Annotated in this window: 24 protein-coding genes and 1 tRNA gene; 16 read left to right on the top strand and 9 right to left on the bottom strand. The window is 55.2% G+C overall.

The features are described 5' to 3' along the window. Positions 1–108 precede the first annotated feature (108 nt). The gene (locus CLU84_RS15370; RefSeq protein WP_099738174.1) at positions 109–1,152 is read left to right on the top strand and encodes a tRNA-dihydrouridine synthase; all 1,044 of its coding nucleotides are present in this window, start codon (positions 109–111) and stop codon (positions 1,150–1,152) included. Here the strand turns inward: CLU84_RS15370 and CLU84_RS15365 are convergent. The 9 genes from CLU84_RS15365 to CLU84_RS15325 form a co-directional block, all read right to left on the bottom strand. Then, positions 1,106–2,806 (bottom strand): phosphatidylserine/phosphatidylglycerophosphate/cardiolipin synthase family protein, encoded by a 1,701-nt coding sequence (locus tag CLU84_RS15365; RefSeq protein ID WP_099738173.1) that lies wholly within the window; start codon positions 2,804–2,806, stop codon positions 1,106–1,108. The genes CLU84_RS15370 and CLU84_RS15365 overlap by 47 nt on opposite strands. 52 nt (positions 2,807–2,858) lie before the next feature. Next, on the bottom strand, positions 2,859–3,968 hold the full coding sequence (gene ribD, locus CLU84_RS15360; protein ID WP_099738172.1) for a bifunctional diaminohydroxyphosphoribosylaminopyrimidine deaminase/5-amino-6-(5-phosphoribosylamino)uracil reductase RibD: 1,110 nt from the start codon (positions 3,966–3,968) through the stop codon (positions 2,859–2,861). Positions 3,969–4,012: 44 nt separating this feature from the next. Then, positions 4,013–4,594, bottom strand: a complete 582-nt coding sequence (locus CLU84_RS15355) for a GspH/FimT family pseudopilin (protein WP_099739046.1) — start codon at positions 4,592–4,594, stop codon at positions 4,013–4,015. Next, complete coding sequence (locus CLU84_RS15350) at positions 4,591–5,103, bottom strand: type IV pilin protein (RefSeq protein WP_099738171.1); 513 nt, start codon at positions 5,101–5,103, stop codon at positions 4,591–4,593. The genes CLU84_RS15355 and CLU84_RS15350 overlap by 4 nt, the downstream gene beginning before the upstream one ends. Before the next feature lie 2 nt (positions 5,104–5,105). Then, the gene (locus CLU84_RS15345; RefSeq protein WP_099738170.1) at positions 5,106–9,536 is read right to left on the bottom strand and encodes a pilus assembly protein; all 4,431 of its coding nucleotides are present in this window, start codon (positions 9,534–9,536) and stop codon (positions 5,106–5,108) included. A 7-nt stretch (positions 9,537–9,543) separates the two neighbouring features. Continuing rightward, positions 9,544–10,170 (bottom strand): PilX N-terminal domain-containing pilus assembly protein, encoded by a 627-nt coding sequence (locus tag CLU84_RS15340; RefSeq protein ID WP_099738169.1) that lies wholly within the window; start codon positions 10,168–10,170, stop codon positions 9,544–9,546. A gap of 2 nt (positions 10,171–10,172) precedes the next feature. Continuing rightward, positions 10,173–11,204, bottom strand: coding sequence for a PilW family protein (locus CLU84_RS15335; RefSeq protein ID WP_099738168.1), 1,032 nt, complete (start codon positions 11,202–11,204; stop codon positions 10,173–10,175). Next, on the bottom strand, positions 11,201–11,863 hold the full coding sequence (gene pilV / locus CLU84_RS15330; RefSeq protein ID WP_099738167.1) for a type IV pilus modification protein PilV: 663 nt from the start codon (positions 11,861–11,863) through the stop codon (positions 11,201–11,203). Before pilV ends, CLU84_RS15335 begins: the two co-directional genes overlap by 4 nt. A gap of 103 nt (positions 11,864–11,966) precedes the next feature. Next, the gene (locus CLU84_RS15325; RefSeq protein ID WP_144445470.1) at positions 11,967–12,218 is read right to left on the bottom strand and encodes a hypothetical protein; all 252 of its coding nucleotides are present in this window, start codon (positions 12,216–12,218) and stop codon (positions 11,967–11,969) included. Between the two features lie 245 nt (positions 12,219–12,463). On the opposite strand from CLU84_RS15325, the gene rpsO reads away from it, so the two are divergent. The 15 genes from rpsO to nuoI all read left to right on the top strand — a co-directional run bounded on the left by rpsO (position 12,464) and on the right by nuoI (position 26,150). After that, a complete protein-coding gene (gene rpsO, locus CLU84_RS15320) occupies positions 12,464–12,730 on the top strand; it encodes a 30S ribosomal protein S15 (RefSeq protein ID WP_099738165.1) in 267 nt (88 codons plus the stop codon). A 216-nt stretch (positions 12,731–12,946) separates the two neighbouring features. Beyond that, the gene (pnp, locus tag CLU84_RS15315) at positions 12,947–15,184 is read left to right on the top strand and encodes a polyribonucleotide nucleotidyltransferase (protein ID WP_099738164.1); all 2,238 of its coding nucleotides are present in this window, start codon (positions 12,947–12,949) and stop codon (positions 15,182–15,184) included. Between the two features lie 146 nt (positions 15,185–15,330). Continuing rightward, the gene (locus CLU84_RS15310) at positions 15,331–16,323 is read left to right on the top strand and encodes an NAD(P)H-quinone oxidoreductase (protein WP_099738163.1); all 993 of its coding nucleotides are present in this window, start codon (positions 15,331–15,333) and stop codon (positions 16,321–16,323) included. After that, positions 16,320–17,066, top strand: a complete 747-nt coding sequence (gene tpiA, locus CLU84_RS15305) for a triose-phosphate isomerase (RefSeq protein ID WP_099738162.1) — start codon at positions 16,320–16,322, stop codon at positions 17,064–17,066. The genes CLU84_RS15310 and tpiA overlap by 4 nt, the downstream gene beginning before the upstream one ends. Positions 17,067–17,132: 66 nt before the next feature. Further along, positions 17,133–17,528, top strand: coding sequence for a preprotein translocase subunit SecG (secG, locus tag CLU84_RS15300; RefSeq protein WP_099738161.1), 396 nt, complete (start codon positions 17,133–17,135; stop codon positions 17,526–17,528). Positions 17,529–17,648: 120 nt separating this feature from the next. Continuing rightward, positions 17,649–17,733, top strand: a tRNA-Leu gene (locus tag CLU84_RS15295). A 76-nt stretch (positions 17,734–17,809) separates the two neighbouring features. Beyond that, positions 17,810–18,169: an NADH-quinone oxidoreductase subunit A gene (locus tag CLU84_RS15290; RefSeq protein WP_099738160.1), complete on the top strand. Its 360-nt coding sequence runs from the start codon at positions 17,810–17,812 to the stop codon at positions 18,167–18,169. A gap of 22 nt (positions 18,170–18,191) precedes the next feature. Further along, positions 18,192–18,671 (top strand): NADH-quinone oxidoreductase subunit B family protein, encoded by a 480-nt coding sequence (locus CLU84_RS15285; RefSeq protein ID WP_003057832.1) that lies wholly within the window; start codon positions 18,192–18,194, stop codon positions 18,669–18,671. A gap of 9 nt (positions 18,672–18,680) precedes the next feature. Then, entirely contained in the window at positions 18,681–19,292 is a 612-nt protein-coding gene (locus CLU84_RS15280; RefSeq protein WP_099738159.1) for an NADH-quinone oxidoreductase subunit C, read from the top strand. Positions 19,293–19,323: 31 nt separating this feature from the next. Further along, on the top strand, positions 19,324–20,577 hold the full coding sequence (locus tag CLU84_RS15275) for an NADH-quinone oxidoreductase subunit D (RefSeq protein ID WP_099738158.1): 1,254 nt from the start codon (positions 19,324–19,326) through the stop codon (positions 20,575–20,577). Further along, complete coding sequence (nuoE, locus tag CLU84_RS15270) at positions 20,574–21,062, top strand: NADH-quinone oxidoreductase subunit NuoE (protein WP_099738157.1); 489 nt, start codon at positions 20,574–20,576, stop codon at positions 21,060–21,062. The genes CLU84_RS15275 and nuoE overlap by 4 nt, the downstream gene beginning before the upstream one ends. Beyond that, positions 21,062–22,411 (top strand): NADH-quinone oxidoreductase subunit NuoF, encoded by a 1,350-nt coding sequence (nuoF, locus tag CLU84_RS15265; protein WP_099738156.1) that lies wholly within the window; start codon positions 21,062–21,064, stop codon positions 22,409–22,411. Before nuoE ends, nuoF begins: the two co-directional genes overlap by 1 nt. A 24-nt stretch (positions 22,412–22,435) precedes the next feature. After that, positions 22,436–24,553 carry an NADH-quinone oxidoreductase subunit NuoG gene (nuoG, locus tag CLU84_RS15260; RefSeq protein ID WP_099738155.1) on the top strand — a complete coding sequence of 706 codons (2,118 nt, stop codon included), beginning with the start codon at positions 22,436–22,438 and terminating at the stop codon, positions 24,551–24,553. Next, the gene (gene nuoH, locus CLU84_RS15255) at positions 24,550–25,626 is read left to right on the top strand and encodes an NADH-quinone oxidoreductase subunit NuoH (protein WP_099738154.1); all 1,077 of its coding nucleotides are present in this window, start codon (positions 24,550–24,552) and stop codon (positions 25,624–25,626) included. The genes nuoG and nuoH overlap by 4 nt, the downstream gene beginning before the upstream one ends. 11 nt (positions 25,627–25,637) lie before the next feature. Then, a complete protein-coding gene (nuoI, locus tag CLU84_RS15250; RefSeq protein ID WP_099738153.1) occupies positions 25,638–26,150 on the top strand; it encodes an NADH-quinone oxidoreductase subunit NuoI in 513 nt (170 codons plus the stop codon). Positions 26,151–26,173: the final 23 nt, after the last annotated feature.

Below are 26,173 nucleotides of genomic sequence, written 5' to 3'. Positions count from 1 at the left end.
CAGTGAATCACTTGGATTACGCCTGCAACCCATAGAGATTGCTTCTGAATTAATAGCTGTAAGCGCATTCTGGATAAGCGCTACAGGTCAATTTGATTTGAGTCTGAAATGAGACTGCTGCTTGCGCCCATGGAAGGGCTGCTGGATTTTGTTCTGCGTGATGTGCTGACCCGGGTGGGCGGCGCTGACCGCTGCGTGTCCGAGTTCATTCGCATCACTGGCACGCTGCTGCCCGATAAGGTGTATCTGGGCATCATGCCCGAGCTGCGCAACGGCAGCAAAACGCTGGCCGGCGTGCCGGTGCGCGCCCAGTTGCTGGGCTCTGACCCATCCAGCATGGCCGAGAACGCTGCGAATCTGGCGCGGCTGGGGCCTGAAGGGATTGATCTGAACTTTGGCTGCCCGGCCAAGGTTGTCAACCGCCATGGTGGTGGTGCATCGCTGCTACAAGACCCGGCGCAGATCGCTCGTGTGGTGGAGGCAGTGCGCAAGGCTGTTCCCGCGCACCTGCCTGTGTCGGCCAAGATGCGGCTGGGCTTTAACGACCGGACGCTGATGACCGAATGCGCGCAGGCCATGGAAAGCGGCGGTGCCTGCGAAATCGTGGTGCACGCGCGTACCAAGCTTGATGGTTATCGCCCGCCTGCCTTCTGGGAAGAAATTCCGCGCATCCGCGAAGCTGTGGGTGTGAATGTGGTGGCCAATGGCGAGATCTGGACGGTGGAAGAAGCCCTGCGTTGCCGCGAAGTTTCGGGTTGCGACGATCTGATGCTGGGGCGCGGCATTGTGGCTGACCCGGGGCTGGCTCTGGCCATCCGCAAGGCATTGGCGCAGGGTACCAACACCACAGAGGCGGGCATTGACTGGCCGGTAGTGGTGCCGCAAGTGCAGCGTTTTTGGCAGATGGTCTGCGAAGACTTGGAGCCGCGCCAGCGGGCTGGCCGACTCAAGCAATGGCTTAACCTGATGCGCAGACGCTTTCCTGAGGCTGAAATCGCCTTTCAGGAAGTACGCACGCAAACCGATCAAAGCACCATCAACGACTGGGTGCAGGCCTTGCCCCAGCGTGACTTGCAGCAGGAATGGCGCTGGCCGCAGGCTGCGGCTACAGCAGACTGTCTGGAGCCAGAGGCCCAATCAGCTGCAGCATAAGGCGCAGGCCGAGGCTGGCATCGGGCTCTGAATGCGCGTCGCTCAGGCCGCTGTCTTGCGGCGCACGCCAGATCAGCTTGCCGCTGGGGTCAATCTCTACGCGCCAGCTGTTCTCAGGCAGGCTTTCGTCAATGCTGTCGCTGGCCAATTGGCTGAAACGGCGGCTGGCGATGAGCACGGCAATCTCGGTGTTCTGGAGTCGGGAGCGCATATCCAGATTCATCGAGCCCACGGCAGCCAGGTGCCCGTCGATCACCAGCAGCTTGGTGTGGAGCATGGCGCGAGAGGTGCCTGTGCTGCCCCCCGATCCTGTGCCGCCAGCCCGCAGTGCCGAGCGCACATTGGCGGCTTCACTGCGCATCTCGTAAAGAATCACTCCCAGCTCCAGCAATTCCTTGCGGTGGCGGGCGTAACCGGCGTGCGCCAGCGGCGCATCATTGGAGGCTAGTGAATTCGTCAGGATGCGAATGCGCACCCCCTGCTGGCGCGCGGTGCGAAACGCGCTCATGATTTCGTCCCCGGGGACAAAGTAAGGCGAGACCACCAGCAAATCCTGCTTGGCCGAGCGAATCAGAGCCAGCAGGCCATCGACGACCGAGTCCGCTTGGAGTGCGGGGGTGGCGGAAATGGGGGGAGTGCTGGAATCGTCTGCCTTGAGCAATGCTTCGGCAAAGGTTTCGGCTCCGCTGGCTCTCTCATTGCCTTCGACTGGAATCTTGGTCGGGCTATCAGCCAGCACCAAGGCGCGGGCCCAGATCCAGGGAATACTGCTCAGGTTCAGAGATTCTGCCTCGAGGTCGATGGAGGGTCGTATGTGCTTGGTGGCTTCGGCCTCGGTTGTGGCATCTTCGCGATCAAACTGTTCCTTGAGTTGCAGCAACTCAGCCTCGCTGACCAGTGATTGAACCGGGTAGGCGCGCACATTATTCCAGTAACGGTCAAAGCTGCGCGACAGATCCTTGACCACGGGGCCGCCGGTCAGTACATCCAGATCGACAAAGTTGCCGTCGTTGGAAGCGTCGAAGTAGGCATCTCCCAGATTGCGGCCACCAATGACCGCCAGGGCGTTGTCGGCCACAAACATCTTGTTGTGCATGCGCTGCTGCGCGCGCTGAAAGTCGGTCAGCAGCGTCCAGGCGCGGCCGATGGTGGAGGCTCGAGAGCCCGCCAGCGGGTTGAACATGCGCATATCCACGTTGGGTACAAAGGCCAGGCGCATCACCTGAGCATCCGGTCCTGTGCTGTGGAAGTCGTCGAGCAACACCCTAACCCGCACGCCGCGCTGTGCCGCATGAACGATGGCTCGCAGCAGGCTCCCTGTGCTTTGATCGGCATGAATCGCGTAGTACTGCAGGTCAAGCGTTTTCTGCGCGTTCTCCACCAGTGCCATGCGACTGCTGAAGGCTTGCTGCGGGCCGGAGATCAAGGCAAAGGCTGAAGCGTCGTCCTTGGCGGTGGCTGGGCGATTCTGGTTAATGAATGCGCCCAGACCGGTGTTTTGAGGCTGGCTCAGTGCCGTGCTGACGGGGCGCTCTACATCTTTGGGGAGCTGGGTGGCGCAGCCCGTCAAAAGTAGTACGGCTGCGGCGCATGCAGGCAGCACCAAGCGTTTAAAGAGCAAAGGTATGGAGTGGAGGGGGACGATCGCCAGCATTGTTATCTTGTAACCGATGATGGCTTTTTTCGCATGTAAGACGCCGGCTCCGCTAGAACTTGTCGCGGCCTTGAACTCTGGCCACGATGCGCAGGTCTGGCCCCAGTCGCGCCACATCATGAAACTCCAGTTGCAGGCCCTCGCTCAGTTCATTCAGGGGGCCGAAACTGGCAATGCCCATGGCGCCTGTGCCCAGCAACTTGGGTGCCTGATAGAAGAGAAACTCATCCACCAGCCCTTCGCGAATCAATGAGCCGTTGAGCTTGAAGCCAGCCTCCACATGCAGCTCATTGGTGCCGCGCTGTGCCAGATCGCGCAGCATGGCGGCCAGATCGACTTTGTCGTAGGCATTGGGCATATCAACAACGATAGCGCCTAGCGCTTGCAGTTGCTCAACCTTGGATTGATTTGTACTGCAGGTGTAGATAAGGCATCCGCTAGGCGCTTTTAAAACATGAGCATCCAGCGGAATGTCGAGCTTGCTGTCTACCACGGCAATACGCGGCTGGCGCGGCGTGGGTACATCGCGCACATTCAGATGCGGGTTATCTGCCAGCAACGTGCCAATGCCCGTCAAGATCGTGCAGGCGCGCGCGCGCCAGGCATGGCCGTCCGCACGTGCCTCTGGCGAAGTAATCCATTGACTATTCCCGTTGTGCAAAGCCGTCACGCCATCTAGCGAGCTGGCAGCCTTCATACGCACCCAGGGCGTGCCACGAATCATGCGGCTGAAAAAACCGATATTGAGTTCACGCGACTCGGCTGCGCCGGGGCCGACTTCAACCTCCACCCCTGCTGTGCGCAGACGATCAAAGCCTCGTCCCGCAACCTGTGGGTTGGGGTCGGTCAGTGCACCAACCACCTTGCCAATGCCAGCTGCCAGCAGCGCGTCGCAGCAAGGGCCGGTGCGGCCGTGGTGAGAGCAGGGCTCCAGCGTCACATAGGCCGTGGCGCTTTGCACATCATTGCCTTTGGCTGAGGCATCGCGCAGTGCCATGACTTCGGCATGCGGGCCGCCAGCCTGCTGGGTAAAGCCTTGGCCGATGATCTGGCCTTCACGATCAATGATCACGCAGCCAACGCGCGGATTGGGAGAGGAAAGAAAAAGCGCCTGAGCTGCCTGCTCAAGCGCTTTGTTCATATAAGTGGAAAAATTGTTCATTTCTACTGATGGTAGCGTCAACCCATTGGTGCATTGAATCGTATTTAATTGCTGGCGCTAGTGGTGCAGCTGGAGTCGGCTGAGGGTTTGCACGCCCGTGTTCGGCCTGTGCGTGCCACGATAACTAAACGACTTTGCTCTGGTGTATCAGCAGTGCTGACGTCGTTGCGCTTGATGGACAAGGCCAAATTAGTGAGGCCATTACCGCCGACAGTGCGGGCGTAGCCAGCGCTATCGAAGCTGATATAGGGACTTGATGCTGCCGCATTATTGTTGCCAGTCATAGCGATGTAACTGACAAGAGCAGGCTGTGTTTGAATGAAGAGATCCGTTCCTTCTTCATAGGAATTATCTGCATTCATGTCGACATAGACAAACCAGCCTGTAGACCAATTGCTTGAATCATTCGGAACAACGAATGCATTTCTCCCGGATTTCATTGCTTCACTGCGTGCAGAATTGATGGACCCCAGCATTTTGTTTGCCAGTGAAGTCAGCTCAGAATTTCGTTGAAAGCTGACAAAGCTGGGTGCTGCCAATGTAAGCAGTACGCCCACAATCGCAATAACCACCATGAGCTCAATCAGTGTGAACCCGCGTGGATTGATTTTTCGATGAATGATCATGGCCAGCACAAGCTCTTGTTGGTCGTTGTGCCTGTACAGGTTTTCAATCCACTGCTAGTCATTTCCAGATTCGCCACTTTAGGGTCCGATTTCACGGGAGTGGCAACAACTTTCACACAGCTAGCAATGGACAGAGTGCTTGAACCAGTCCCTGGACATGTGGTAGCCGTTAGGAAATAACTGGCTCCCGCTAAACTCTCTCCGGAAAATGTTTTAAAAGGAGCACTGCTTGCGGTTACGCCTCCGCAAGCGGTAGACGGAGAGGGAGCCGTAGGCGTCGCCGCACCTGTACTGGTATTGGTCGAAAAGCCGAGATAGCAGTTTCGCTGTGTCATGTAGCGCTCTTGCTGCTGCAACAGCTCGGCAATAGCCGCTCGCGCCTGCGCACGTTTTCCCTTTAATACCGATTCTGTATAGGAAGGATAAGCAATAGCAGACAATATGCCGATGACTGCTACAACAATCATCAACTCGATCAGAGTAAAACCACTTTGATTATTTTTTTTCATGATTATTTATTTTTCATATCTTGATAGCTATTAATCTGGCGCCAGCTCAAACGTCCGATATTTTGCGTAATCGTGGTCGATTGGCCGCTGGCATTTGCGCCGGATTGTCCGATGCTCAGGCCGCGCTTAGTAAGTACTCTGATTCTTCTTCCTGTGCTGTCGCTCTTGCTCACTGTCGTTTCATCTTCATTGGTGAAGAATACAGAAGGACCAAGGATGCCTACAGTAGATTGTTTGTACTGGGTTAAACCATTGCTGATATTTAAAAGGTAAGAGTTACCACTGCCTTGGTTATTGGTGCAGCTGCCTGCAGTCGCTCCAGATGAGCCTGGGATGACGGTGTTGAAGGAGGCGTTGAGTATTCCTAAGTCGGCAATACTGCTTACCAATTTTTCTCCACCGGATGGAAGATCGAAATACCAGCCTGATCTCTTCGTTGTATCGTTTGCCGAAGATGCTCTTCCCCACTTGAATGCTGGAACAGTGATTACTTTGGTTTCGGTATTGACACTGCCCGCTGCAAGTCGGCCTCTGCCTGCAATGGCACCGTCAGCTGCGTTGGATGTGTCGAGTGCGGTGGAGTTATTGTCGTAAATAACATAAAAACTATTGGTCGTCGTTGCTATGTTGTCCGCAGACTCCAAATATTTACCTGTTCCAAACGCTACATAAAAAGTCTCAACTCCTCCGACAAGTGGGCCGGTGAAGAGAGTCGGTGCTGCGGTAATCGATTGAATTTTTGGTGTAGTGCTGCCATCGCGAGCGATGTACAAAGGAGCCGCTACGGCTGATGAGCCATTTCCTCTTTTAATGTAAGAGAGGCCAGTCAAATTCCAAGAGCTAGTCGGTTTATCGGAAAAACGCAATTTCCATAAATTTCCATGAAGATCACCGGCGTAGATATCAGTGACTTCGCCGTTGGATCCGTACAGAGGTGTGAAATTAGCGACTCCGGTGGGTGATGTTGCTTTTAGTGTGGAATCGGCAGTTAGTGAAATTTTGAAGTAATTGCTTCCAAGAGCCCATGATGCACCTGCAGGTTTGTCCAACGCCAATAGAAAAACAGCTGGATCTCCAGTCGTACTGAATGGGCCGTTGGCAGACTCTGGGCTGTAATTGTTGACGCCACTACCCACTACAGCAAACCAGCGGTAAGTTGCAGGTGAATCAGTGCCGCTGGTCTTAAATTTGAGTATCTGAGGTTGGCCAATCACTTGTCCGAGATCCGCATCGTCGGCGCGTGTGAATTCCCACATGACATTGGATGCGGCAAAGCTGCTGGGGGATGTGACATCCAGTGCAAAAACGCCCGATCCTCCGCCGCCTGTACCGCCTACGAGTACCGTCTTCCAGTCCGCCGCCACATTATTGTTGGCAACTTGCGCCTCGCTGATAGCGAGAGGTGCATCGACGTAGTTCTGATGGTTGTTGACGTAGCTTGGGCTTGTCAGAGCGGCTAGTTTGGCCCCCAGCCAGCTTGGAATATATCCAAATAGCTCGTTCCCATTATTGGCATTGAATGCATGAAGCATGCCGTCATTGGCACCCGCAAAAACACTCGGCGTGCGCGAACTATATGCAGTGCGGAAGGCCGCATAACCTACTCCACTGTATGCGGCTGAAGGAACTCCTGAATACACCACATTGGAGTTGACAATATCGCCTAGCAAGGTACTTCTGACTCGAAATGGTTTTCCTTCAAGTGAGCGATCTCCTCTGATGAAGTTCAATCGCTCTTGTCCACGACCATCCCCTGTGGAGGTCGTAGTGAGTTTTCCTAAGTCAGTTCGCAACTGCTCGCTGATTTCGCCCCAAGTGAAGTTGTTCGCTGTGGGGTTGGTGTTACCTCCTCCGGCTCCCACCACAATATTGCGATTGACCGCAGGTGAAGTCATTATGCCCAGTTGATTGGATGCACTCCATAAAGGGGTTGAAATAGAAACTTGATTACTGCTGTTCACGGTTACCGGCTCCGCAACCACATCTCCGCTCCAGTTGCTGGTGTCGAATTTGGCGGAATAGGTGATGGCTCCATTGGCACTTGAGACTACGCTGGAAGGTGTTGCGACCCCAGCAATGCTTCGTGCAGAAGTTGAGGCACGGCTGAAAATTTCGTCAAATGCATTCAATACCGCGCGAGCATTACTTTGCAGGTAGTAGCTGGAGGCTTCGCCAGGCGTCGCCGTTTTCTGCCAAACATTGTTGTCATTAGTTGAATCCTGCTTCTTGAATGGGTTTCCCCAAGTGTTGTAGGGACGTGATCCCTGATTGGAAGGGTCGCTTTCAAAGCCGCCGTACTTGGCGGCCATGAAAAACTGATTGGCATTCCGACGAGTGGACTCATTGTTCATCGTCCCGTTTTCATTAACGTCGAACACATAGGTTTTAACGCGCAATCCTGGCCGTTTTTTACTTCCTACATTCTGTGTCCAATCGTTGCCACGGATATCATGGGTATGCGCCCAGTATGCATAGCCCATGATTTGACTCGTCTGAGAAGATGACGGAACACTGTTATTGGAACCGTTAGGATTTCCGCTAGTCCTTGTAGCCCCTTGGCCATCCACATAGTTGGTCGCACTATTTTTTTCGAAGTTTTGAACAAGGCTGTGCCATGTTCTAAAGTTCGGGACGTTATTGGCTTTATTGTCTGTGGTTGGGATATTTCGCCAATTTCCATCATGGGTGTTGACATCGCCGATGACGACAATATTGCTTTTAAGGCAAGAGTAATCAGAGGCGTCACTTCGAGTGCCGCCATACGGATCTTCATCCCAGGTCGTGTAAACAGGGAAACCATCGCGCATGGTGTCATCAATATTATTAACGGCATCAGCGGTAGGGCCTAGACCTTGGAGATATCTCAGGCTCTGATAATAAAGCTCACCAACAGGATCGTATTTTTTGTATCTTCCTGGGGTGGGGCCTGTGCGCCCAAATTTGTTGAGGTAATTGATCACGCCGCTGGTTTGCATGGCGTGATTTTCTGGATTATCAACAAATACGCCGGTATTAGAGTTCCATTCAGCTTTGCTGTTGCCGCCAGCAGGGGTGTTGTCTTGCCCATTCTCGTTATATGTTTTGTTGCCCACATACTTCATGGGGGCGCGCAAAACGCCGCCGTAACGACCGGTGTTATTATTGTCATAGCTTGCAGTTTGGTCCATTAAGTAACCAAATGCAGATAGACGTAATTGATCGCTGTATTTTTGAATTACACCGGTTGGTTTGTAATTTCCATTTGGGTATTGTTGGCACAGTTTGTAGTCTCTGGAGTCCTGCAGTGTGCCGTTGCTCGAATTGCAGACTTGCACCCTCGAGTAGAAAAATCCATCGCTGTTTAGAGCGGTGGTGGTAGTTGGTTTCCAAGATCCAGAGTATGGGCGTACGTAGCAGCTTTTAGATGCCCCTGATAATGGGTCTCCCAAATTCGTGTAATAGCATGGGGCTCCATTCGAGGCTGGGCCTTTGTTCCAGTAATTTTTACCGTTTGCCTTAATGCCAAACCAAACTTCTTTTACTCCCGTAAAGCTGCATTGGTTTGTGGAGCCTTCTGCGGAACAGAGAACCGCATCAGTGGGTAGATCAGTGAAAGAGTTTTCTCTAGGCCCTAATTGTGAGCCTGCAGAACTCAGTGTGTAGGAGCTGGTGTTTGTGCAGCTGCCGCCTGATGCCGTGCCGAAGTAAATCCGATTAAGCGTATTGGCAACAAAAATATTGTTGTTGCCAGCGGCTGTTCTCATGGCAGTGGGGACGGCTCCCAAGAAATCTCCGCCGTTTCGTGAAAGCTGCTTTGACGGAAAATTGCCACTATTCCACATGCAGACCGGGTCTCCGTTGGGGAGCACTGCTCTCTGCAAAATGGTCAGGTTGGGTGTGTCTATATATCTATCTCCGCCAGATAATGCCAAGCGAAGCATATCAATGGCAGAGCTGCTAGACCAATTTAAAAAATTTCCACTGAAGGCGTTGGCGCATTGTCGAGATGTCGCAGGCCCCGATCTGTCAAATCGTTTGTAATCAGTTAGCGTTTTTGGTGAAACGACTGTTTCTGTGGGTGCGTCGTTGTAGGTGTAGCAGCTTTCTGCATCATAATATCCAAGATATTCATCTACATTGCTGTATGTGTTCACTGCATCACTGGAGTCTCGGGGGACATATTGCGCCCCCACTGTAGGAAATTCAACAGAGAGCGCCAGCGCCATTGTTGGTTTATCCACTGTAACCGCCGCGTACAAAGGCTCTGCTGCCAAAGTAATGGCAGGAATATTAGGTGGAGTTCCTGTTCCATAGGCAATTAAAGACGTAATAGCTGCGATGGGTGGTATCCCCCATGCGAGCCAGGAGCGAATAGAGCTGGGAAGCAAAGATTTCCAGCTTTTTTCTGCGATGGTTTGCTGGTGCCCAGCGTTTGAGGTTTTGCGTAATTGCATGTTAATCTCAATTGCGGTACAGCATTTGCACCACGGTTTGTGTTTCTGGGTTGGGGCCAAAACCCATAGCTGTCACGCGATAGATGTATTTGATATCTGTGGGCTTGGTGGTTCGCGCATTGTCTGGATCGGGGATAGCCTCGATAACGTAACGAGGTGGCTTTGATGGTTGAATGCCTGCGCCGCCAGCAGGAAAGGTCCGCCCCGTAAAAGTGCCAAATGCAATGGTGGATACATTGTTTTCACTGTTGGTGAAGTCCACAGTGAGCCATGCGGGTTTTCCGGTTTCATTCAGTGCACATAAACCCGTCGAGGGAGAGCTTGTTCCGCAACCAGTAATGAATTTAGAAATGTCAGTTTGGCCTAATTTAAATATCGAATTTCTTTTGTTGGTTGCGCTTGCGGGAAGTCCCTCTATGTCGAATTCCGCATCCACCAGAGCAGCCTCACTCGCTTGCCAAGCAATTTGATAATCTCGATCATTACGTGCGCTTTTCTCTGCCATCATCGATATTTGAACTCCACTAACACCCAAGATTGAAACTATTACTAATATTAGCAATACAACAATAAGGGAAACACCGCGTTGGTAATTATTTTTCTTTAGATGAAGCTGATTTGGTTGTGAAGACATGTTCAGAGGTCCTCTTGATAATTGCGCAAGTGGATCGTAAAGGTGACAGCTTGACGGAGTCGGCTATCAGCTGCCGGGGTGAATGTGGTGCCAGGATCGGCACTGCTGGCAAATGCGCTGCCTTCAGCTCCAGTCGATGAGGCTTTGCTGGAGCCCAGAGGGTAGAAGGTCTGGCTGCTTTTGTCGATGGCGCTACCAGTAGCTCCTCGCAGAATTAATCCTACGCGTATGCTTCTAACTCTTTGCCAATTGGCATTGGTGGCTGCAACATTTCCACTCACCGTTAACTGGTCTGCGCGCAGATAGCGCTCGGGTACGGAGTCAGCTGTGTTTGTCGGTATCGGAACGACTGTATTTCCAGGGCCGATGCCGTCAACGCCATAGAGGAATTGAAGATTTTCGACGCCTTGAATAATCGGTTGTGAGTCATAAGGTGCCATTCCTGTGCTTGATCGGGAGCACATTAAGGATGGCTCGCCGCTGGCACCTGTGCCGATATGAAGAATACTGACAACGCGATCATCGCGCGCACTAGGTATTCCTGTAGGGCTTATACCCATGCAGTCAATAATCGTTCCATCGGAAGCTGTAGAGTTCACCGTTGATGCGCTGGCTTGATAACGTAGGATCAAAATATCGCTTCCATAACCTACTGCACCTGAGGAGCGTGCTGTGCCTTCATCCCATGTATTGGTTGTGGTTCGGGATGCGTTGTTTAATCCGAATACATTCGGTGCAGGAGTATCCGAAATTCCATCGGTGCTAACAGTCCTTTTGGTGGCCGCATATTGAAGGCTTTTGTAGCCAGTTTGGACTCCAATGCGCTGCAACATGTCTTGAATAAAGCGGCCGTTATCGCGCAGTTGAGCGGCGGCATCCACATTGCTAAATCCTTGCCTTGCGATAACCAGTGCACCCGCTGCGGCCATGGTGATCAACAAAGCTAAAACCATTGCAACCATGAGTTCGACCAAGGTCAAACCAGATTGCTGCTTTCGAATGCGCAGAGAATTTTTGAAAAGCATTTTCTTCATGGAGTGTTTCCACTAGTGCTATTTCCGCTGGTGACCGGGAACGTTAATCCGGGGTGTGAAGTGCTGTCTGTCGTTTGTTCAAACGCATTGGCACCCGTGAGTGTTTTGTTGGTGCTCGCTTGTGTCCAACCGATCTTGATGTAAATGATCTCGTCTGCGCCTGTTGCTGAGCATGACCATTGTGCGAGCCCGTCACTGGTGAAGGGCGACCCATCTAGGCAGACTGAAACTCGTGCACCCGGAAGCGTTGTGTCAACTCTTGCTAGCCAGTCAGACATCTGTGCAGATGCGATTTGTGTTGTGGATGTGCAGCCGGTGCTGGCATTGCTCACATTCAAGCAATAGGAAGGACTACTCAGGTTCAGGCTGCCGGCACTGAAGGTGCCTAAATAAGGATTTTCTGCGGATGTGGTTTTGGCTGCTATCTGCATATTACCGCGCATCATCTCGGCCAGCTCCCTTGCAAGCGAGGTTGCTTGACTTTGAAGACGCGCCTCTCGATTGGCTTGCAAGGCGAATGCCTGCATTCCTACCATTCCAAGAAGTCCGAACGAAAAAACGACAATGGCCACCAAGACCTCAATCAAGGTGAATCCTTTGGCATGGCGGCGCTTTAGGCGCGTATGGCCTCGTCTAGGCTCAGGTCTGGTAAGTAGCATATGAGTATGCTAACTAGACTCCGTGATCAAAGGTGTGCCGTTGATCGCTGGGAAATGTACCGTCTGGCTGGAATTTCCTCAGTCATCCAATAGTTTCAAATAACTAACGTCTTGTATATCCAGCACAAGCTCCCGCATTGGGCCTGCCTTGGCACTCGCGGTACAGCCTGCGATCGCGTTCAGCGGTTGTTTCTTGTGATCCGCTGCGGATGTTCTCAATTTTGACGCGGCTGCTTTGACGTTTTTCAGTTTTGGACTTGCTCGATGCGTGCGAGTAGGGGGCTTGCAGCGCAAGCCCAGCAGTCAACAAGAAAGCAGTGGCGGCAAGGGTGAGCTTTGAATGCGACAGGTGCATGGCATCTTCCTTTCGGGTTTGAAGCGCTTGCATTGTGCGACTTGTGCTCCGTACGATTTGTCAGGGGTTGACTTGATCTCGCCGCTCCAAATACAACGGTGTGGGTAGGCGCTTGAGATGGGTAAAAGGCTGTTGATATAATCGACCGTTTTTGCATGGTGCAGAACGCACGCTGAGGCCTTTCCAGCCCTGGCGCAAGTAACCAAGGTGCTCCTTGCTGAGTGCCAAATCCTAAGGAAAACAAAATGATCGCTGCCTCTATCAAGGCCGAAGTTGTCAAGGCTAACGCTCGTTCCGAAAACGACACTGGTAGCCCCGAAGTGCAAGTGGCTCTGCTGACCGCTCGCATCAACGAACTGACTCCTCACTTCAAGGCAAACGCCAAGGACCACCACGGTCGTCGCGGTCTGCTGCGCATGGTGAGCCGTCGTCGTAAGCTGCTGGACTACCTGAAGTCCAAGGACGCTGAGCGTTACACAGCTCTGATCGCCAAGCTGGGCCTGCGTAAGTAAGCACGGTAAATGATCGAAACGCCTGAGTTAGATTCCTAGCTCAGGCGTTTTTTACTTCGGAGTTCGCAAAACAGAGCGAAGCTGTGTCATTCCAGTACTGCATTGGATGCTGCATTATTGATAGCGCCTAGCGCAGTACTGGAATGGCATCGTGTTCTGTTTGCACTCAAAATTTAAGCGGGATGTGCGCATCCAGCTATACATAAAGGAGTCACTATGACCATGTTCAATAAAGTCACCAAGACTTTCCAGTGGGGCCAGCACACGGTCACCATGGAAACCGGCGAAATCGCCCGTCAAGCTTCCGGCGCTGTGCTGGTGAACATCGACGACACCGTGGTTCTGGCCACTGTCGTGGGTTCCAAGATTGCCAAGTCGGGTCAGGATTTTTTCCCTCTGACCGTTGACTACATTGAGAAGACATACGCCGCCGGCAAGATCCCCGGTAGCTTCTTCAAGCGCGAAGCCAAGCCTTCGGAGCTGGAGACTCTGACTTCGCGCCTGATCGACCGTCCAATTCGCCCTCTGTTCCCTGAAGGCTTCTACAACGACGTGCATGTGGTCATCCACACTATCTCGTTGAACCCTGAAGTCGATGCTGACATCGCCGCGATGATCGCTGTGTCCGCTGCTCTGTCGGTGTCGGGCCTGCCTTTCAACGGCCCTATTGGTGCTGCCCGCGTGGGTTACATCAACGGCGAATACGTGCTGAACCCCGGTCAGACCCAGCGCAAGGATTCGCAGATGGATCTGGTCGTTGCCGGTACCGAATCTGCCGTGCTGATGGTCGAGTCCGAAGCCCTGCAACTGCCTGAAGAGGTGATGCTGGGTGCCGTAGTCTATGGTCACGAGCAAAGCCAGATCGCTATCAACGCCATTCACGACCTAGTGCGTGAAGGTGGCAAGCCCGCTTGGGACTGGACTGCTCCTGCCAAGGACGAAGCTCTGATCGCCAAGGTGACTGAACTGGGTGAAGCCAAGCTGCGCGCTGCTTACCAAGAGCGCAACAAGCAAGTGCGTACCCACGCTTGCCGTCTGGCTTATGCCGACGTCAAGGCTGGCCTGACCGAGCAAGGCGTGGCATTTGACGGCGTCAAGGTCGAAAGCATGCTGTTTGACATCGAAGCCGGCATCGTGCGTTCGCAGATTCTGGCTGGTGAGCCCCGCATCGACGGCCGCGACACCCGCACTGTGCGCCCCATCGAAATTCGCAACTCCGTGCTGCCCCGCACTCACGGTTCTGCTCTGTTCACCCGTGGTGAAACCCAGGCTCTGGTGATTTCCACACTGGGTACCGAGCGTGATGCACAGCGCATTGATGCGCTGGCTGGCGAATTCGAAGACACCTTCCTGTTCCACTACAACATGCCTCCCTTTGCCACCGGCGAAGTGGGTCGCATGGGTTCGACCAAGCGCCGCGAAATCGGTCACGGCCGTCTGGCCAAGCGCGCTCTGGCTGCTTGCCTGCCTTCCAAGGAAGAGTTCCCCTACACCATTCGCGTGGTGTCGGAAATCACGGAATCCAATGGTTCTTCGTCCATGGCTTCGGTCTGCGGCGGCTGCCTGTCCATGATGGACGCTGGCGTTCCCATGAAGGCGCACGTGGCGGGTATCGCCATGGGCCTGATCAAGGAAGACAACAAGTTTGCCGTGCTGACCGACATCCTGGGCGACGAAGATCACCTGGGTGACATGGACTTCAAGGTGGCCGGTACTACCAACGGTATTACTGCTCTGCAAATGGACATCAAGATCCAGGGTATTACCAAGGAAATCATGCAGGTTGCTCTGGCTCAGGCCAAGGAAGCGCGCATGCACATCCTGGGCAAGATGCAGGAAGCCATGGGTGAAGCCAAGACCGAAGTTTCTGACTTCGCTCCCAAGCTGTTCACCATGAAGATCAACCCCGAGAAGATCCGTGACGTGATCGGCAAGGGCGGCGCCACTATCCGTGCGCTGACCGAAGAAACCGGCACCCAGATCAACATCTCGGAAGACGGCACCATCACCATCGCTGCCACTGACGGCGCCAAGGCTGAAGCTGCCAAGCTGCGCATAGAGCAGATCACTGCCGAAGTCGAAATCGGCAAGATCTACGAAGGCCCGATCGTCAAGCTGCTGGAATTCGGTGCTCTGATCAACCTGCTGCCCGGCAAGGACGGTCTGCTGCACATCAGCCAGATCGCCCACGAGCGCGTGGAAAAGGTCACCGACTACCTGCAAGAAGGCCAAGTGGTCAAGGTTAAGGTTCTGGAAACCGACGACAAGGGTCGCGTCAAGCTGTCCATGAAGGCTCTGATTGAGCGTCCTGCTGGCATGCCCGAGCGTGAACCCCGCGAACAGCGCGAGTACCGCGACCGTGCTCCTCGTCAGAACCGCGATTCCCGCGACAACCGTGAGCCACGTGAAAACCGTGCTTTCGGTGACGACCAGCAGCAGCAACAGCAGCAGTAATCGCTGAGCAGGAGTCCATCGCGAGGTGGGCTCCTGTTTTGTTGATGGTGAATTAGTCCCGATTTGATAGCTGCTAGCGCTTATCTAATAAGCGCTAAAGCCTGATTTCATTGATAAAGAAAAGCCTGAATATGGAAATGAACACAATGCGAGCGGTGGAAATCACCAGCTATGGCGCGCCTGACGTGCTGCGCATGGGTGTGCGTCCCATGCCTGTGGCGGGCGAGGGTGAGGTGCTGATTCGCGTTGCCGCGAGCGGTATCAATCGCCCAGACGTGCTGCAGCGCAAAGGTCATTACGCGCCGCCTCCGGGGGCTTCGGATCTTCCAGGGCTGGAGGTCGCAGGTGTGATCGTTGCGGGCGATGAGTCGGCCATGGCGAAAGCGGGCTTCAAGCTCGGCGATCGTGTCTGTGCGCTGGTGGCGGGTGGTGGTTATGCGCAGTTTTGCGTTGCACCAGCGGCCCAATGCCTGCCAGTGCCGGCTGGCCTCAGTGATGTACAGGCGGCAGCCTTGCCCGAGACTTTTTTTACGGTCTGGAGCAATGTGTTTGACCGGGGGGCTTTGCAGCCCGGTGAGACCTTGCTGGTGCAGGGCGGCAGCAGCGGTATTGGTGTCACGGCGATTCAGCTGGCCAAGGCCAGAGGTGCGCAAGTGATCGTCACAGCTGGCAGCGATGCCAAATGTGATGACTGTATCAAGCTCGGGGCGGATCACGCCATCAACTACAAGACTCAGGATTTTGCGGCTGAAGTGCAGCGCATCACGGCAGGTGAGGGTGTCAATGTCATTCTGGACATGGTCGCCGGCAGCTACGTAGCGCGTGAAGTGCAATGTCTGGCGCCTGATGGGCGTCTGGTCATCATTGCGGTGCAAGGTGGCGTCAAGGCCGAGCTGGATGCAGGCCTGGTGCTGCGAAAGCGACTGACTATTACTGGCTCAACGCTGCGTGCTCGGTCTGTGGCCTTCAAGGCGGCAATTGCCGAGGCGCTCAAGCGCAATGTCTGGCCTCTGCTGGAGTCCGGCAAGGTGCGCCCAGCCATTTATCGTGAATTCGATGCTGCTGGCGCGGCGCAGGCTCATGCGCTGATGGAGTCCAGCCAGCACACCGGAAAAATCGTTTTGACTTGGGAAACATGAAGCAAAAACTCATTGTTGGCAACTGGAAGATGAACGGCAGCCTGGCTGCCAATGCTGCTTTGCTGCAGGCCATCAAGCAAGGCTTGCCCGCCGATAACAAGGCCGGTGTTGCGGTGGCAGCACCAGCGCTATATCTTGCTCAAGTTCAGGCGGAGCTTGCGGGTTCTGCTATCGGTGTGGGAGCGCAGGATGTCTCTCAGCACGAGCAGGGTGCCTTTACCGGCGAGGTTTCGGCCACCATGCTCAAAGAGTTCGGCGTGCGCTATGCGCTGGTCGGTCACTCCGAGCGTCGCCAGTACCATGGCGAAACCGATGTCATCGTGGCTGCAAAGGCACAGGCTGCATTGTCCAAGGGCATCACTCCCATCGTTTGCGTGGGTGAAACTCTGGCTGAGCGTGAAGCTGGTCAGACCGAAGCCGTGGTCAAGCGCCAGCTGGCAGCCGTGATTCATCAAGTGGGTCCCTGCGTGAGCGAGCTGGTTGTGGCCTATGAACCCGTCTGGGCGATTGGCACCGGCAAGACTGCATCGCCCGAGCAGGCCCAGCAAGTGCATGCCGTGCTGCGTGCGCAGCTGGCTGCGGCCAGCGACAAGGCCTCTCGCGTTCCCTTGCTTTACGGTGGCAGCATGAATGCTGCAAACGCTGAGCAATTGCTGGCGCAAGCCGATATCGATGGCGGTTTGATCGGCGGAGCTGCGCTGAAGGCCCCTGATTTCCTCACCATTATTGCGGCAGCGCAATAATTCGTTTCTTCGTTAGCGCCATACCGCCGGTGTGGCGTGCAATGATTTAGATAACTAGGTTTTGATATGAACGTCTTTTCCAGCGTCATTCTCGCGGTCCAGATGCTGGCCGCACTGGGCATGATCGGCCTGATCCTTATGCAACACGGCAAGGGTGCTGATATGGGTGCTTCCTTTGGTAGCGGCTCATCGGGCAGCTTGTTCGGTGCATCCGGCAGTGCAAACTTCCTGTCGCGTTCCACTGCGGCTCTGGCCACCGTGTTTTTCGTGGCGACTCTGGCTCTGGCCTATATGAGCAACATCCGTCCCGCTAGCACTGGCAGCGTGCTGGAAGGCGCTCCTGTGATCGCTCCGGCCCCCGCTTCGTCGGCTCCTGCAGCTGCAACCGGTGCTGATGCATCTGTGCCAGCCGCAACGCCTGCAGCAGGTGCTGAAGGCGCAGCCCAGATTCCTACGAAATAAATTAGATAAAAGCTTGAAGAACTCCGGAATGCGGGGTTTTTCAGGCTAGAATCTAGAGATTGTCTGGGGGTAAGAATCTTTGCAACGAAGGTTCATGTAGTTGCCAGACTTTGAGACGATGCCGTCGTGGTGGAATTGGTAGACACGCTATCTTGAGGGGGTAGTGGCGAAAGCTGTGCGAGTTCGAGTCTCGCCGACGGCACCAACACATAACTAAAAACCTGCCCTGCTGATCAGGCAGTGATCGGTGAGGCATGTTTTAAAAAAACAAGGCCCACTCGATGAATATCGATCAGTACCTTCCCGTTCTCCTGTTTATTCTCATTGGCATTGCCGTGGGCGTCGTGCCCTTGGTGCTCGGCTACGTGCTGGGTCCAAATCGTCCGGACGATGCCAAAAACTCCCCTTACGAATGCGGTTTCGAAGCGTTTGAAGACGCTCGGATGAAATTTGATGTGCGCTACTACCTGGTCGCCATCTTGTTCATTTTGTTCGACCTGGAAATTGCATTTCTGCTGCCCTGGGCTGTCGCACTCAAAGATGTTGGCGGCGTGGGTTTTGTTGCTGTTCTGATCTTCTTGGCCATTCTGGTCGTGGGCTTTGCTTACGAGTGGAAAAAAGGCGCCCTGGATTGGGAATGAGTAGCTTCACTGAGGAAACACGATGATCGAAGGCGTGATGAAGGAAGGCTTCGTCACCACCAGTTATGACACGGTGGTGAACTGGGCCAAGACGGGGTCGATCTGGCCCATGACATTTGGCCTTGCCTGCTGTGCGGTGGAGATGATGCATGCAGCTGCTGCGCGCTATGACATTGGTCGCTTCGGCTCCGAAGTCTTTCGTGCCAGCCCCCGCCACTCGGACCTGATGATTGTTGCCGGTACGCTGTGCAACAAGATGGCCCCGGCGATGCGTAAGGTGTATGACCAGATGTCCGAGCCCCGCTGGGTCATCTCCATGGGCTCCTGTGCCAATGGTGGTGGTTACTATCACTACAGCTATTCCGTGGTGCGCGGTTGCGATCGCATCGTACCGGTGGACGTCTATGTACCTGGTTGCCCCCCGACAGCGGAAGCGCTGATCTACGGCATCATCCAGCTGCAGCAGAAGATCCGTCGTACTCATACCATCGCTCGCGTTTAAAGGGCTGAGATGACTGCAATTGCAATTCACCCCGAAAAGCTTCGGGACGTGGTTACTGCGGCTTTGGGTGACAAGGTTCGCTCCGTCACTTTGGCTTATGGCGAAGTGACGGTGGAAGTTTCCGCTGACAAGTATCTGGAAGTGATGCAAGTTCTGCGCAATGCGCCTGACTGCAAGTTCGAGATGCTGATGGATTTGTGTGGTGTGGACTATTCCACGTATGCGGAAGTCGGCAAGGACGGTCCGCGTTTTGCCGTGGTGTCCCACCTGATGTCTCTGACGTTGAACCAGCGCCTGCGTGTGCGCGTGTTCTGCGCTGACGATGACTTCCCTGTTGTCGCATCGATCAACGACATCTGGAATGCGGCCAACTGGTTCGAGCGCGAAGCGTTTGACTTGTTCGGTATCGTGTTCGAAGGTCACGAAGACCTGCGTCGTATCCTGACCGATTATGGTTTCATCGGTCACCCATTTCGCAAGGACTTCCCCGTGTCCGGCTATGTGGAAATGCGCTACGACGCCGAGCAAAAACGTGTGGTGTACCAGCCCGTCACGATTGAGCCGCGCGAAATCACTCCGCGCATCATTCGTGAAGAAAACTATGGCGGAGGCCTGCACTAAAGGGCGCGCTAGCGCCTTTTGACGGAAGACCATGGCTGAAATCAAGAACTACTCCCTGAACTTTGGTCCGCAGCACCCGGCAGCGCACGGTGTGCTGCGTCTGGTGCTGGAGCTCGACGGTGAGGTGGTGCAGCGCGCCGACCCTCATATCGGTCTGCTCCACCGTGCGACCGAAAAGCTGGCCGAAAGCAAGACGTACATCCAGTCGCTGCCCTATATGGACCGCCTGGATTACTGCTCGATGATGAGCAACGAGCATGCCTACTGCCTGGCCATTGAAAAGCTGATGGGCATTGAAGTGCCTATCCGTGCCCAGTACATCCGCGTGATGTTCTCGGAAATCACCCGCATCATGAATCACCTGATGTGGCTGGGCTCCTCGGGTAACGATGCTGGCAGCTCCACCATCCTGATCTACAGCTTCCGCGAACGCGAGGCGCTGATGGACATGTATGAAGCCGTTTCGGGTGCACGTATGCACGCGGCTTACTTCCGTCCTGGTGGCGTGTACCGCGATCTGCCGGACAGCATGCCTCAGTACAAGGCCAGCAAGGTGCGCAATGTGCGCTCCATGGAAGCCATGAACGAAGACCGCAAGGGTTCGTTGCTGGACTTCATCGATGCCTTTACCCAGCGCTTCCCCAAGTGCGCCGACGAATACGAAACCCTGCTGACCGATAACCGTATCTGGAAGCAGCGTAACGTCGGAATCGGCGTGTTGACTGCGGAGCGTGCTATTAATTTGGGTCTGACTGGCCCCATGTTGCGTGCCTCTGGCCTGCCTTGGGATATGCGCAAGACGCAGCCCTACGAGGTCTACGACAAGATGGACTTCGATGTGCCCGTGGGCGCAACGGGCGATTGCTATGACCGTTATCTGGTTCGCATGGCTGAAATGCGCGAATCGAACAAGATCATCAAGCAATGCGTGGACTGGCTGCGTGTCAATCCTGGCCCCGTGATTACGGACAACCACAAGGTTGCACCCGCAAGCCGCGAAGCCATGAAGTCCAACATGGAAGAGCTGATTCACCATTTCAAGCTCTTTACCGAAGGCTTCAAGGTTCCCGAGGGCGAGGCCTATGCCTCTGTCGAGCACCCCAAGGGTGAGTTCGGCATTTACCTGATCAGCGATGGCGCTAACAAGCCCTATCGCCTGAAGATTCGTCCACCAGGATTTGCGCACATGGCTGCTCTCGATGAAATGAGCCGTGGCCACATGCTGGCTGACGCCGTGATGGTGCTCAGTACCCTGGACATCGTGTTTGGAGACGTTGACCGATGATTACCGAAGCGACCAAAGAACGCTTTGCGCGTGAGGTGGCCAAGTACCCGGCTGAGCAAAAACAGTCGGCTGTCATGGCCTGTCTGAGCATCGTGCAGCAAGAGCAGGGCTGGGTCAGTGCAGAAAGCGAAGCCGTCATTGCCGATTACCTCGGCATGCCCGCCATTGCTGTGCACGAAGTCACTACGTTCTACAACATGTACAACCAGCACCCCGTTGGCAAGTACAAGTTGAACGTGTGTACCAACCTGCCATGCCAGCTGCGTGACGGCTACAAGGCCTTGCACCACCTGGAGGGCAAGCTGGGCATCAAGATGGGGGAGACCACCGCTGACGGCATGTTCACACTGCAGCAGTCCGAGTGCCAAGGCGCTTGCGCTGACTCCCCCGTGTTGCTGGTCAACGACCGCCACATGTGCAGCTTCATGACCAATGACAAGCTCGACGAGCTGGTTGACGGCCTGCGTGCCGCGGAGGGCAAGTAATGAGCTCCGCAGCACAAAACGTTTTGGCCAAGTTCGCCGCGACAGGTGAAGAAACCTGCTTTCACAACCGTCACATCAACCCGCAAATCTGCGCTGATCTGAATGGCAAGAACTGGTCCATCAAGGACTATGAAGGCCGTGGCGGTTACCAGGCTCTGCGCAAGCTGCTGGGTAAGGATGGCGGCGAAGGTCTGACGCAAGATCAGGTCATTGCTACCGTCAAGGAATCCGGTCTGCGCGGCCGTGGCGGCGCTGGCTTCCCTACGGGCTTGAAGTGGAGCTTCATGCCCCGCCAGTTCCCCGGTCAGAAGCACCTGGTGTGCAACTCTGACGAGGGTGAGCCCGGTACCTGCAAGGATCGCGAGATCCTCATGCACAACCCTCATATCGTGATCGAAGGCATGATCATTGCGGCCTACGCAATGGGCATCAGCATTGGTTACAACTACATCCACGGTGAAATCTTCGAAGTCTATGAGCGCTTCGAAGCCGCACTGGAAGAAGCCCGCGCTGCTGGCTTCTTGGGTGACAACATCATGGGCAGCAACTTCAGCTTCGAGCTGCACGCGCACCATGGTTTTGGCGCTTACATCTGCGGCGAAGAAACCGCGTTGCTGGAGTCGCTGGAAGGCAAGAAGGGCCAACCCCGCTTCAAGCCACCATTCCCCGCCAGCTTTGGTCTGTACGGCAAGCCTACAACCATCAACAACACCGAAACCTTTGCGGCAGTCCCATGGATTATTCGCAATGGTGGCCAGGCGTACCTGGAATGCGGCAAGCCCAATAACGGCGGCACCAAGATCTATTCGGTCAGCGGTGATGTGAACCTGCCCGGCAACTACGAAGTGCCCATGGGCACGCCTTTCAGCAAGTTGCTGGAGCTGGCTGGCGGTGTGCGCACCGGCCGCAAGCTCAAGGCCGTGATCCCTGGAGGATCTTCGTCGCCTGTGCTGCCTGCAGACATCATGATGCAATGCACGATGGACTATGACTCCATCTCCAAGGCCGGCTCCATGCTGGGTTCGGGCGCTGTGATCGTGATGGATGACTCGCGCGATATGGTTGAAAGCCTGCTGCGCCTGTCGTACTTCTATTCCCACGAGTCCTGCGGCCAATGCACGCCTTGCCGTGAAGGCACAGGCTGGCTGTGGCGCGTGGTGAACCGTATTCAGCACGGCGAAGGCCGTCCGGAAGATATCGAGCTGTTGGACTCGGTATCCGTAAACATCATGGGACGCACAATCTGTGCGTTGGGCGATGCGGCAGCGATGCCGGTGCGCGCCATGATCAAGCACTTCCGCCACGAGTTTGAAGCGAAGATCCAGAACGCTTCTAAGCAGGCCGCATAAGCGGACTGATCGCGAGACAAGCATATGGTTGAAATTGAACTGGACGGAAAAAAGGTAGAGGTTCTGGAAGGCAGCATGGTCATGCATGCAGCTGAAAAGGCTGGTGCCTATATTCCTCACTTCTGCTACCACAAGAAGCTCTCCATTGCGGCTAACTGCCGCATGTGCCTTGTGGATGTTGAAAAGGCTCCCAAGCCCATGCCTGCCTGCGCCACGCCCGTGACGCAAGGCATGATCGTGCGCACCAAGAGCGAAAAGGCCATCAAGGCTCAACAGTCGGTGATGGAGTTCTTGCTCATCAATCACCCACTGGATTGCCCTATCTGTGACCAGGGCGGTGAATGCCAGCTCCAGGACTTGGCAGTGGGCTATGGCAGCAGCTCTTCTCGTTACGAAGAAGAAAAGCGCGTTGTGCCCGTGAAGGATGTGGGTCCGCTGATTTCCATGCAGGAAATGAGCCGCTGCATTCACTGCACCCGTTGCGTGCGCTTTGGCCAGGAAGTGGCCGGCATCATGGAACTGGGCATGGTCAATCGCGGTGAGCACGCTGAAATCACCACCGTCGTGGGCGATACAGTGGACTCCGAGCTGTCGGGCAACATGATCGACATCTGCCCAGTGGGCGCGTTGACCAGCAAGCCTTTCCGTTACAGCGCCCGAACCTGGGAACTGTCGCGCCGCAAGTCGGTGGCTCCGCACGACTCCACCGGTTCCAACCTGATTGTTCAGGTCAAGAACCACAAGGTCATGCGCGTTGTGCCCTTCGAAAACGAAGAGATCAACGAATGCTGGATTGCCGACCGTGACCGTTTCTCCTATGAAGCATTGAACAGCGACGAACGCCTCACCAAGCCCATGCTCAAGCAGGGCGGCGTGTGGAAGGAAGTTGACTGGCAGACCGCTCTGGAATACGTGGCCAACGGCCTGCAGCAGATCAAGAACGACCATGGCGCCAGCGCCATTGGTGCTCTGGTCAGTCCCCACAGTACTGTGGAAGAGCTGTATCTGGCTGGCAAGCTGGTGCGCGGTGTGGGCAGCGAGAACATCGACTACCGCCTGCGCAATGCTGAGTTCACCGCCGCCCAAGGCGTGCAGTGGCTGGGTATGCCTATTGCTACTCTGAGCAATCTGCAGTCGGCTCTGGTCGTAGGTTCGAACCTGCGCAAGGATCACCCGCTATTTGCTCAGCGCATTCGTCAGGCGGCCAAGAAGGGCTGCAAGGTCTTCTCTATCAATGATCGCGTGTACGACTGGGCTCTGCCTGTCGCCGCGTCGGTGGTTGCTGCAGGTGACTGGGCTCAGGCGCTGGCTGATGTGGCTGCCGCTGTGGCTGAGGCTAAGGGTGTAACTGCACCTGTTGCAGGTCAGGCTCATGACGAAGCCAAGGCAATTGCTGCTGCGCTGCTGGCGGGCGAGCAAAAGGCTGTGCTGCTGGGTAATGCCGCAGCTCACCACGCTCAAGCTTCCACGCTGCTGGCTCTGGCTAACTGGATTGCTGAGCAAACTGGTGCGACTGCGGGTTACCTGACTGAAGCGGCCAACACCGTTGGCGCTCAATGGGTCAAGGCTGTGCCGGCTGCTGGTGGCATGAACGCTGCCCAGATGATTTCTGGCAATGTCAAGGCTGCCATCTTGCTGAACGTCGAACCCGAGTTCGACAGCGCTGCTGGCAAGGCTGCCGTTGCGGGTCTGAACAAGGCCCAGATGGTTGTGACACTGAGCCCGTTCAAGGCGAACATGGAATTCAGCGATGTATTGCTGCCCATTGCTCCGTTCACCGAAACATCGGGCAGCTTTGTGAACGCCGAAGGCCGTCTGCAAAGCTTCCACGCTGTGGTCAAGCCTCTGGCTGAAACCCGTCCCGCATGGAAGGTCCTGCGCGTACTGTCCAACTTGATGGGCGTGAAGGGCGTGGACTACGAAACGTCGCAAGACGTGCTGGCCGCTGCTACTGCTGGTGCCACGCAAGTGCCCGCCAGCGTGCTGAGCAATGCCGCTAAGGCGGTGAGTGCAGTGTCTACTGGCAATGTGACTGCTCCCGTGGTCGCAAGCATTTACCAGCTCGACAGCATTGTGCGCCGCGCTACGTCGCTGCAATTGACGGCAGATGCCCGTCAAGTTCGTGAGGGAGGCGCCGCATGATCGACGCATTGAAAGCTTGGGGCCTCGGATTGTCCGCAGCCCCCTTCTGGACCGACATGGCCTGGCCTGTCATCTGGATCCTGCTGGGCATCGTAGCCATCGTGGCTCCGCTGATGGGCGCTGTGGCTTACCTCACACTGTGGGAACGCAAGCTGCTGGGTTTCATGCAGATTCGTTTTGGCCCTAATCGCGTGGGTCCATTTGGTCTGCTGCAGCCTCTGGCTGACGGCTTGAAGCTGCTGACCAAGGAACTGATTCAGCCTACGGCAGCTGCCAAGGGTCTGTTCTATGTTGGCCCTGTCATGGCCATCATGCCGGCTCTGGCTGCATGGGTTGTGATTCCTTTCGCTCCCGAAGTGGCTCTGGCCAACGTGAATGCGGGTCTGCTGCTGATGATGGCCATTACTTCGATCGAAGTTTATGGCGTGATCATTGCGGGCTGGGCTTCGAACTCCAAGTACGCCTTCCTTGGCGCGCTGCGTGCTTCGGCTCAGATGGTGAGCTACGAAATCGCGTTGGGCTTCTGTTTCCTGGTGGTCATCATGGTCACCGGCAGCATGAACCTGACAGATATCGTGATGAGCCAGGGCAAGGGTCAGTTCGCATCAATGGGTGTGAGCGTTCTGTCGTGGAATTGGTTGCCTCTGCTGCCAATCTTCGTGGTCTACCTGATCTCGGTGGTTGCTGAAACCAACCGTCACCCGTTTGACGTGGTGGAAGGTGAAGCGGAAATTGTGGCCGGTCACATGGTCGAGTACTCGGGCATGGGCTTCGCAGTCTTCTTCCTGGCTGAATACGCCAGCATGTGGCTGGTTTCCATTCTGGCCGTCATCATGTTCCTGGGTGGCTGGTTGCCTCCGGTTGACTTCCTGGGATTCATCCCTGGTTGGATCTGGCTGGCTATCAAGACCTTCCTCGTGGTGTCGTGTTTCATCTGGATTCGCGCTACCTTCCCTCGCTTCCGTTATGACCAGATCATGCGTCTGGGCTGGAAGATCTTTATTCCCGTCACCCTGGTGTGGCTGGTGGTCGTGGGTGCTTGGCTGTACTCGCCCTGGAACATCTGGAAATAAGCGGAGTACGTATGTCTGCTGCAGTCGCTGCAACTCCTTTCTCCTTTAAGGATTTCCTCAAGAGCTTCATGCTCTGGGAACTGGTCAAGGGCATGGCCCTTACTGGCCGCTACACCTTCCGTCGCAAGATTACGGTGCAGTTCCCTGAGGAAAAAACCCCTCAGTCGCCACGCTTTCGTGGTCTGCACGCTCTGCGCCGTTATGACAACGGTGAAGAGCGCTGCATTGCCTGCAAGCTTTGCGAAGCCGTGTGCCCTGCCATGGCTATCACTATCGAGTCCGATGTGCGTGACGACGGATCACGCCGCACCACGCGCTACGACATCGATTTGACCAAGTGCATCTTCTGCGGCTTCTGCGAAGAAAGCTGCCCGGTGGATTCCATCGTCGAGACGCACATCTTCGAATACCACGGCGAAAAACGCGGTGACCTCTACTTCACCAAGGACATGCTCCTGGCAGTGGGTGACCGTTATGAAGCCGAGATTGCTGCCAACAAGGCAGCAGATGCCAAGTACCGCTGAAGCGGCTCCTTGATCACTTGAAG

It is taken from the genome of Comamonas sp. 26, from assembly GCF_002754475.1.
GTDB lineage: Bacteria > Pseudomonadota > Gammaproteobacteria > Burkholderiales > Burkholderiaceae_C > Comamonas.
This window is presented reverse-complemented; position numbering and strand designations above follow the sequence as displayed.

Coding starts and splice junctions, on each gene's coding strand:
- nuoH (WP_099738154.1), top strand. CDS start 24,550: ATGATCGACGCATTGAAAGCTTGGGGCCTCGGATTGTCCGCAGCCCCC.
- CLU84_RS15290 (WP_099738160.1), top strand. CDS start 17,810: ATGAATATCGATCAGTACCTTCCCGTTCTCCTGTTTATTCTCATTGGC.
- nuoE (WP_099738157.1), top strand. CDS start 20,574: ATGATTACCGAAGCGACCAAAGAACGCTTTGCGCGTGAGGTGGCCAAG.
- nuoG (WP_099738155.1), top strand. CDS start 22,436: ATGGTTGAAATTGAACTGGACGGAAAAAAGGTAGAGGTTCTGGAAGGC.
- pnp (WP_099738164.1), top strand. CDS start 12,947: ATGACCATGTTCAATAAAGTCACCAAGACTTTCCAGTGGGGCCAGCAC.
- nuoI (WP_099738153.1), top strand. CDS start 25,638: ATGTCTGCTGCAGTCGCTGCAACTCCTTTCTCCTTTAAGGATTTCCTC.
- CLU84_RS15355 (WP_099739046.1), bottom strand. CDS start 4,594: ATGATCATTCATCGAAAAATCAATCCACGCGGGTTCACACTGATTGAG.
- CLU84_RS15335 (WP_099738168.1), bottom strand. CDS start 11,204: ATGAAGAAAATGCTTTTCAAAAATTCTCTGCGCATTCGAAAGCAGCAA.
- tpiA (WP_099738162.1), top strand. CDS start 16,320: ATGAAGCAAAAACTCATTGTTGGCAACTGGAAGATGAACGGCAGCCTG.
- CLU84_RS15340 (WP_099738169.1), bottom strand. CDS start 10,170: ATGTCTTCACAACCAAATCAGCTTCATCTAAAGAAAAATAATTACCAA.
- CLU84_RS15370 (WP_099738174.1), top strand. CDS start 109: ATGAGACTGCTGCTTGCGCCCATGGAAGGGCTGCTGGATTTTGTTCTG.
- CLU84_RS15325 (WP_144445470.1), bottom strand. CDS start 12,218: ATGCACCTGTCGCATTCAAAGCTCACCCTTGCCGCCACTGCTTTCTTG.
- CLU84_RS15350 (WP_099738171.1), bottom strand. CDS start 5,103: ATGAAAAAAAATAATCAAAGTGGTTTTACTCTGATCGAGTTGATGATT.
- secG (WP_099738161.1), top strand. CDS start 17,133: ATGAACGTCTTTTCCAGCGTCATTCTCGCGGTCCAGATGCTGGCCGCA.
- CLU84_RS15275 (WP_099738158.1), top strand. CDS start 19,324: ATGGCTGAAATCAAGAACTACTCCCTGAACTTTGGTCCGCAGCACCCG.
- ribD (WP_099738172.1), bottom strand. CDS start 3,968: ATGAACAATTTTTCCACTTATATGAACAAAGCGCTTGAGCAGGCAGCT.
- CLU84_RS15310 (WP_099738163.1), top strand. CDS start 15,331: ATGCGAGCGGTGGAAATCACCAGCTATGGCGCGCCTGACGTGCTGCGC.
- pilV (WP_099738167.1), bottom strand. CDS start 11,863: ATGCTACTTACCAGACCTGAGCCTAGACGAGGCCATACGCGCCTAAAG.
- nuoF (WP_099738156.1), top strand. CDS start 21,062: ATGAGCTCCGCAGCACAAAACGTTTTGGCCAAGTTCGCCGCGACAGGT.
- CLU84_RS15345 (WP_099738170.1), bottom strand. CDS start 9,536: ATGCAATTACGCAAAACCTCAAACGCTGGGCACCAGCAAACCATCGCA.
- CLU84_RS15285 (WP_003057832.1), top strand. CDS start 18,192: ATGATCGAAGGCGTGATGAAGGAAGGCTTCGTCACCACCAGTTATGAC.
- CLU84_RS15280 (WP_099738159.1), top strand. CDS start 18,681: ATGACTGCAATTGCAATTCACCCCGAAAAGCTTCGGGACGTGGTTACT.
- CLU84_RS15365 (WP_099738173.1), bottom strand. CDS start 2,806: ATGCTGGCGATCGTCCCCCTCCACTCCATACCTTTGCTCTTTAAACGC.
- rpsO (WP_099738165.1), top strand. CDS start 12,464: ATGATCGCTGCCTCTATCAAGGCCGAAGTTGTCAAGGCTAACGCTCGT.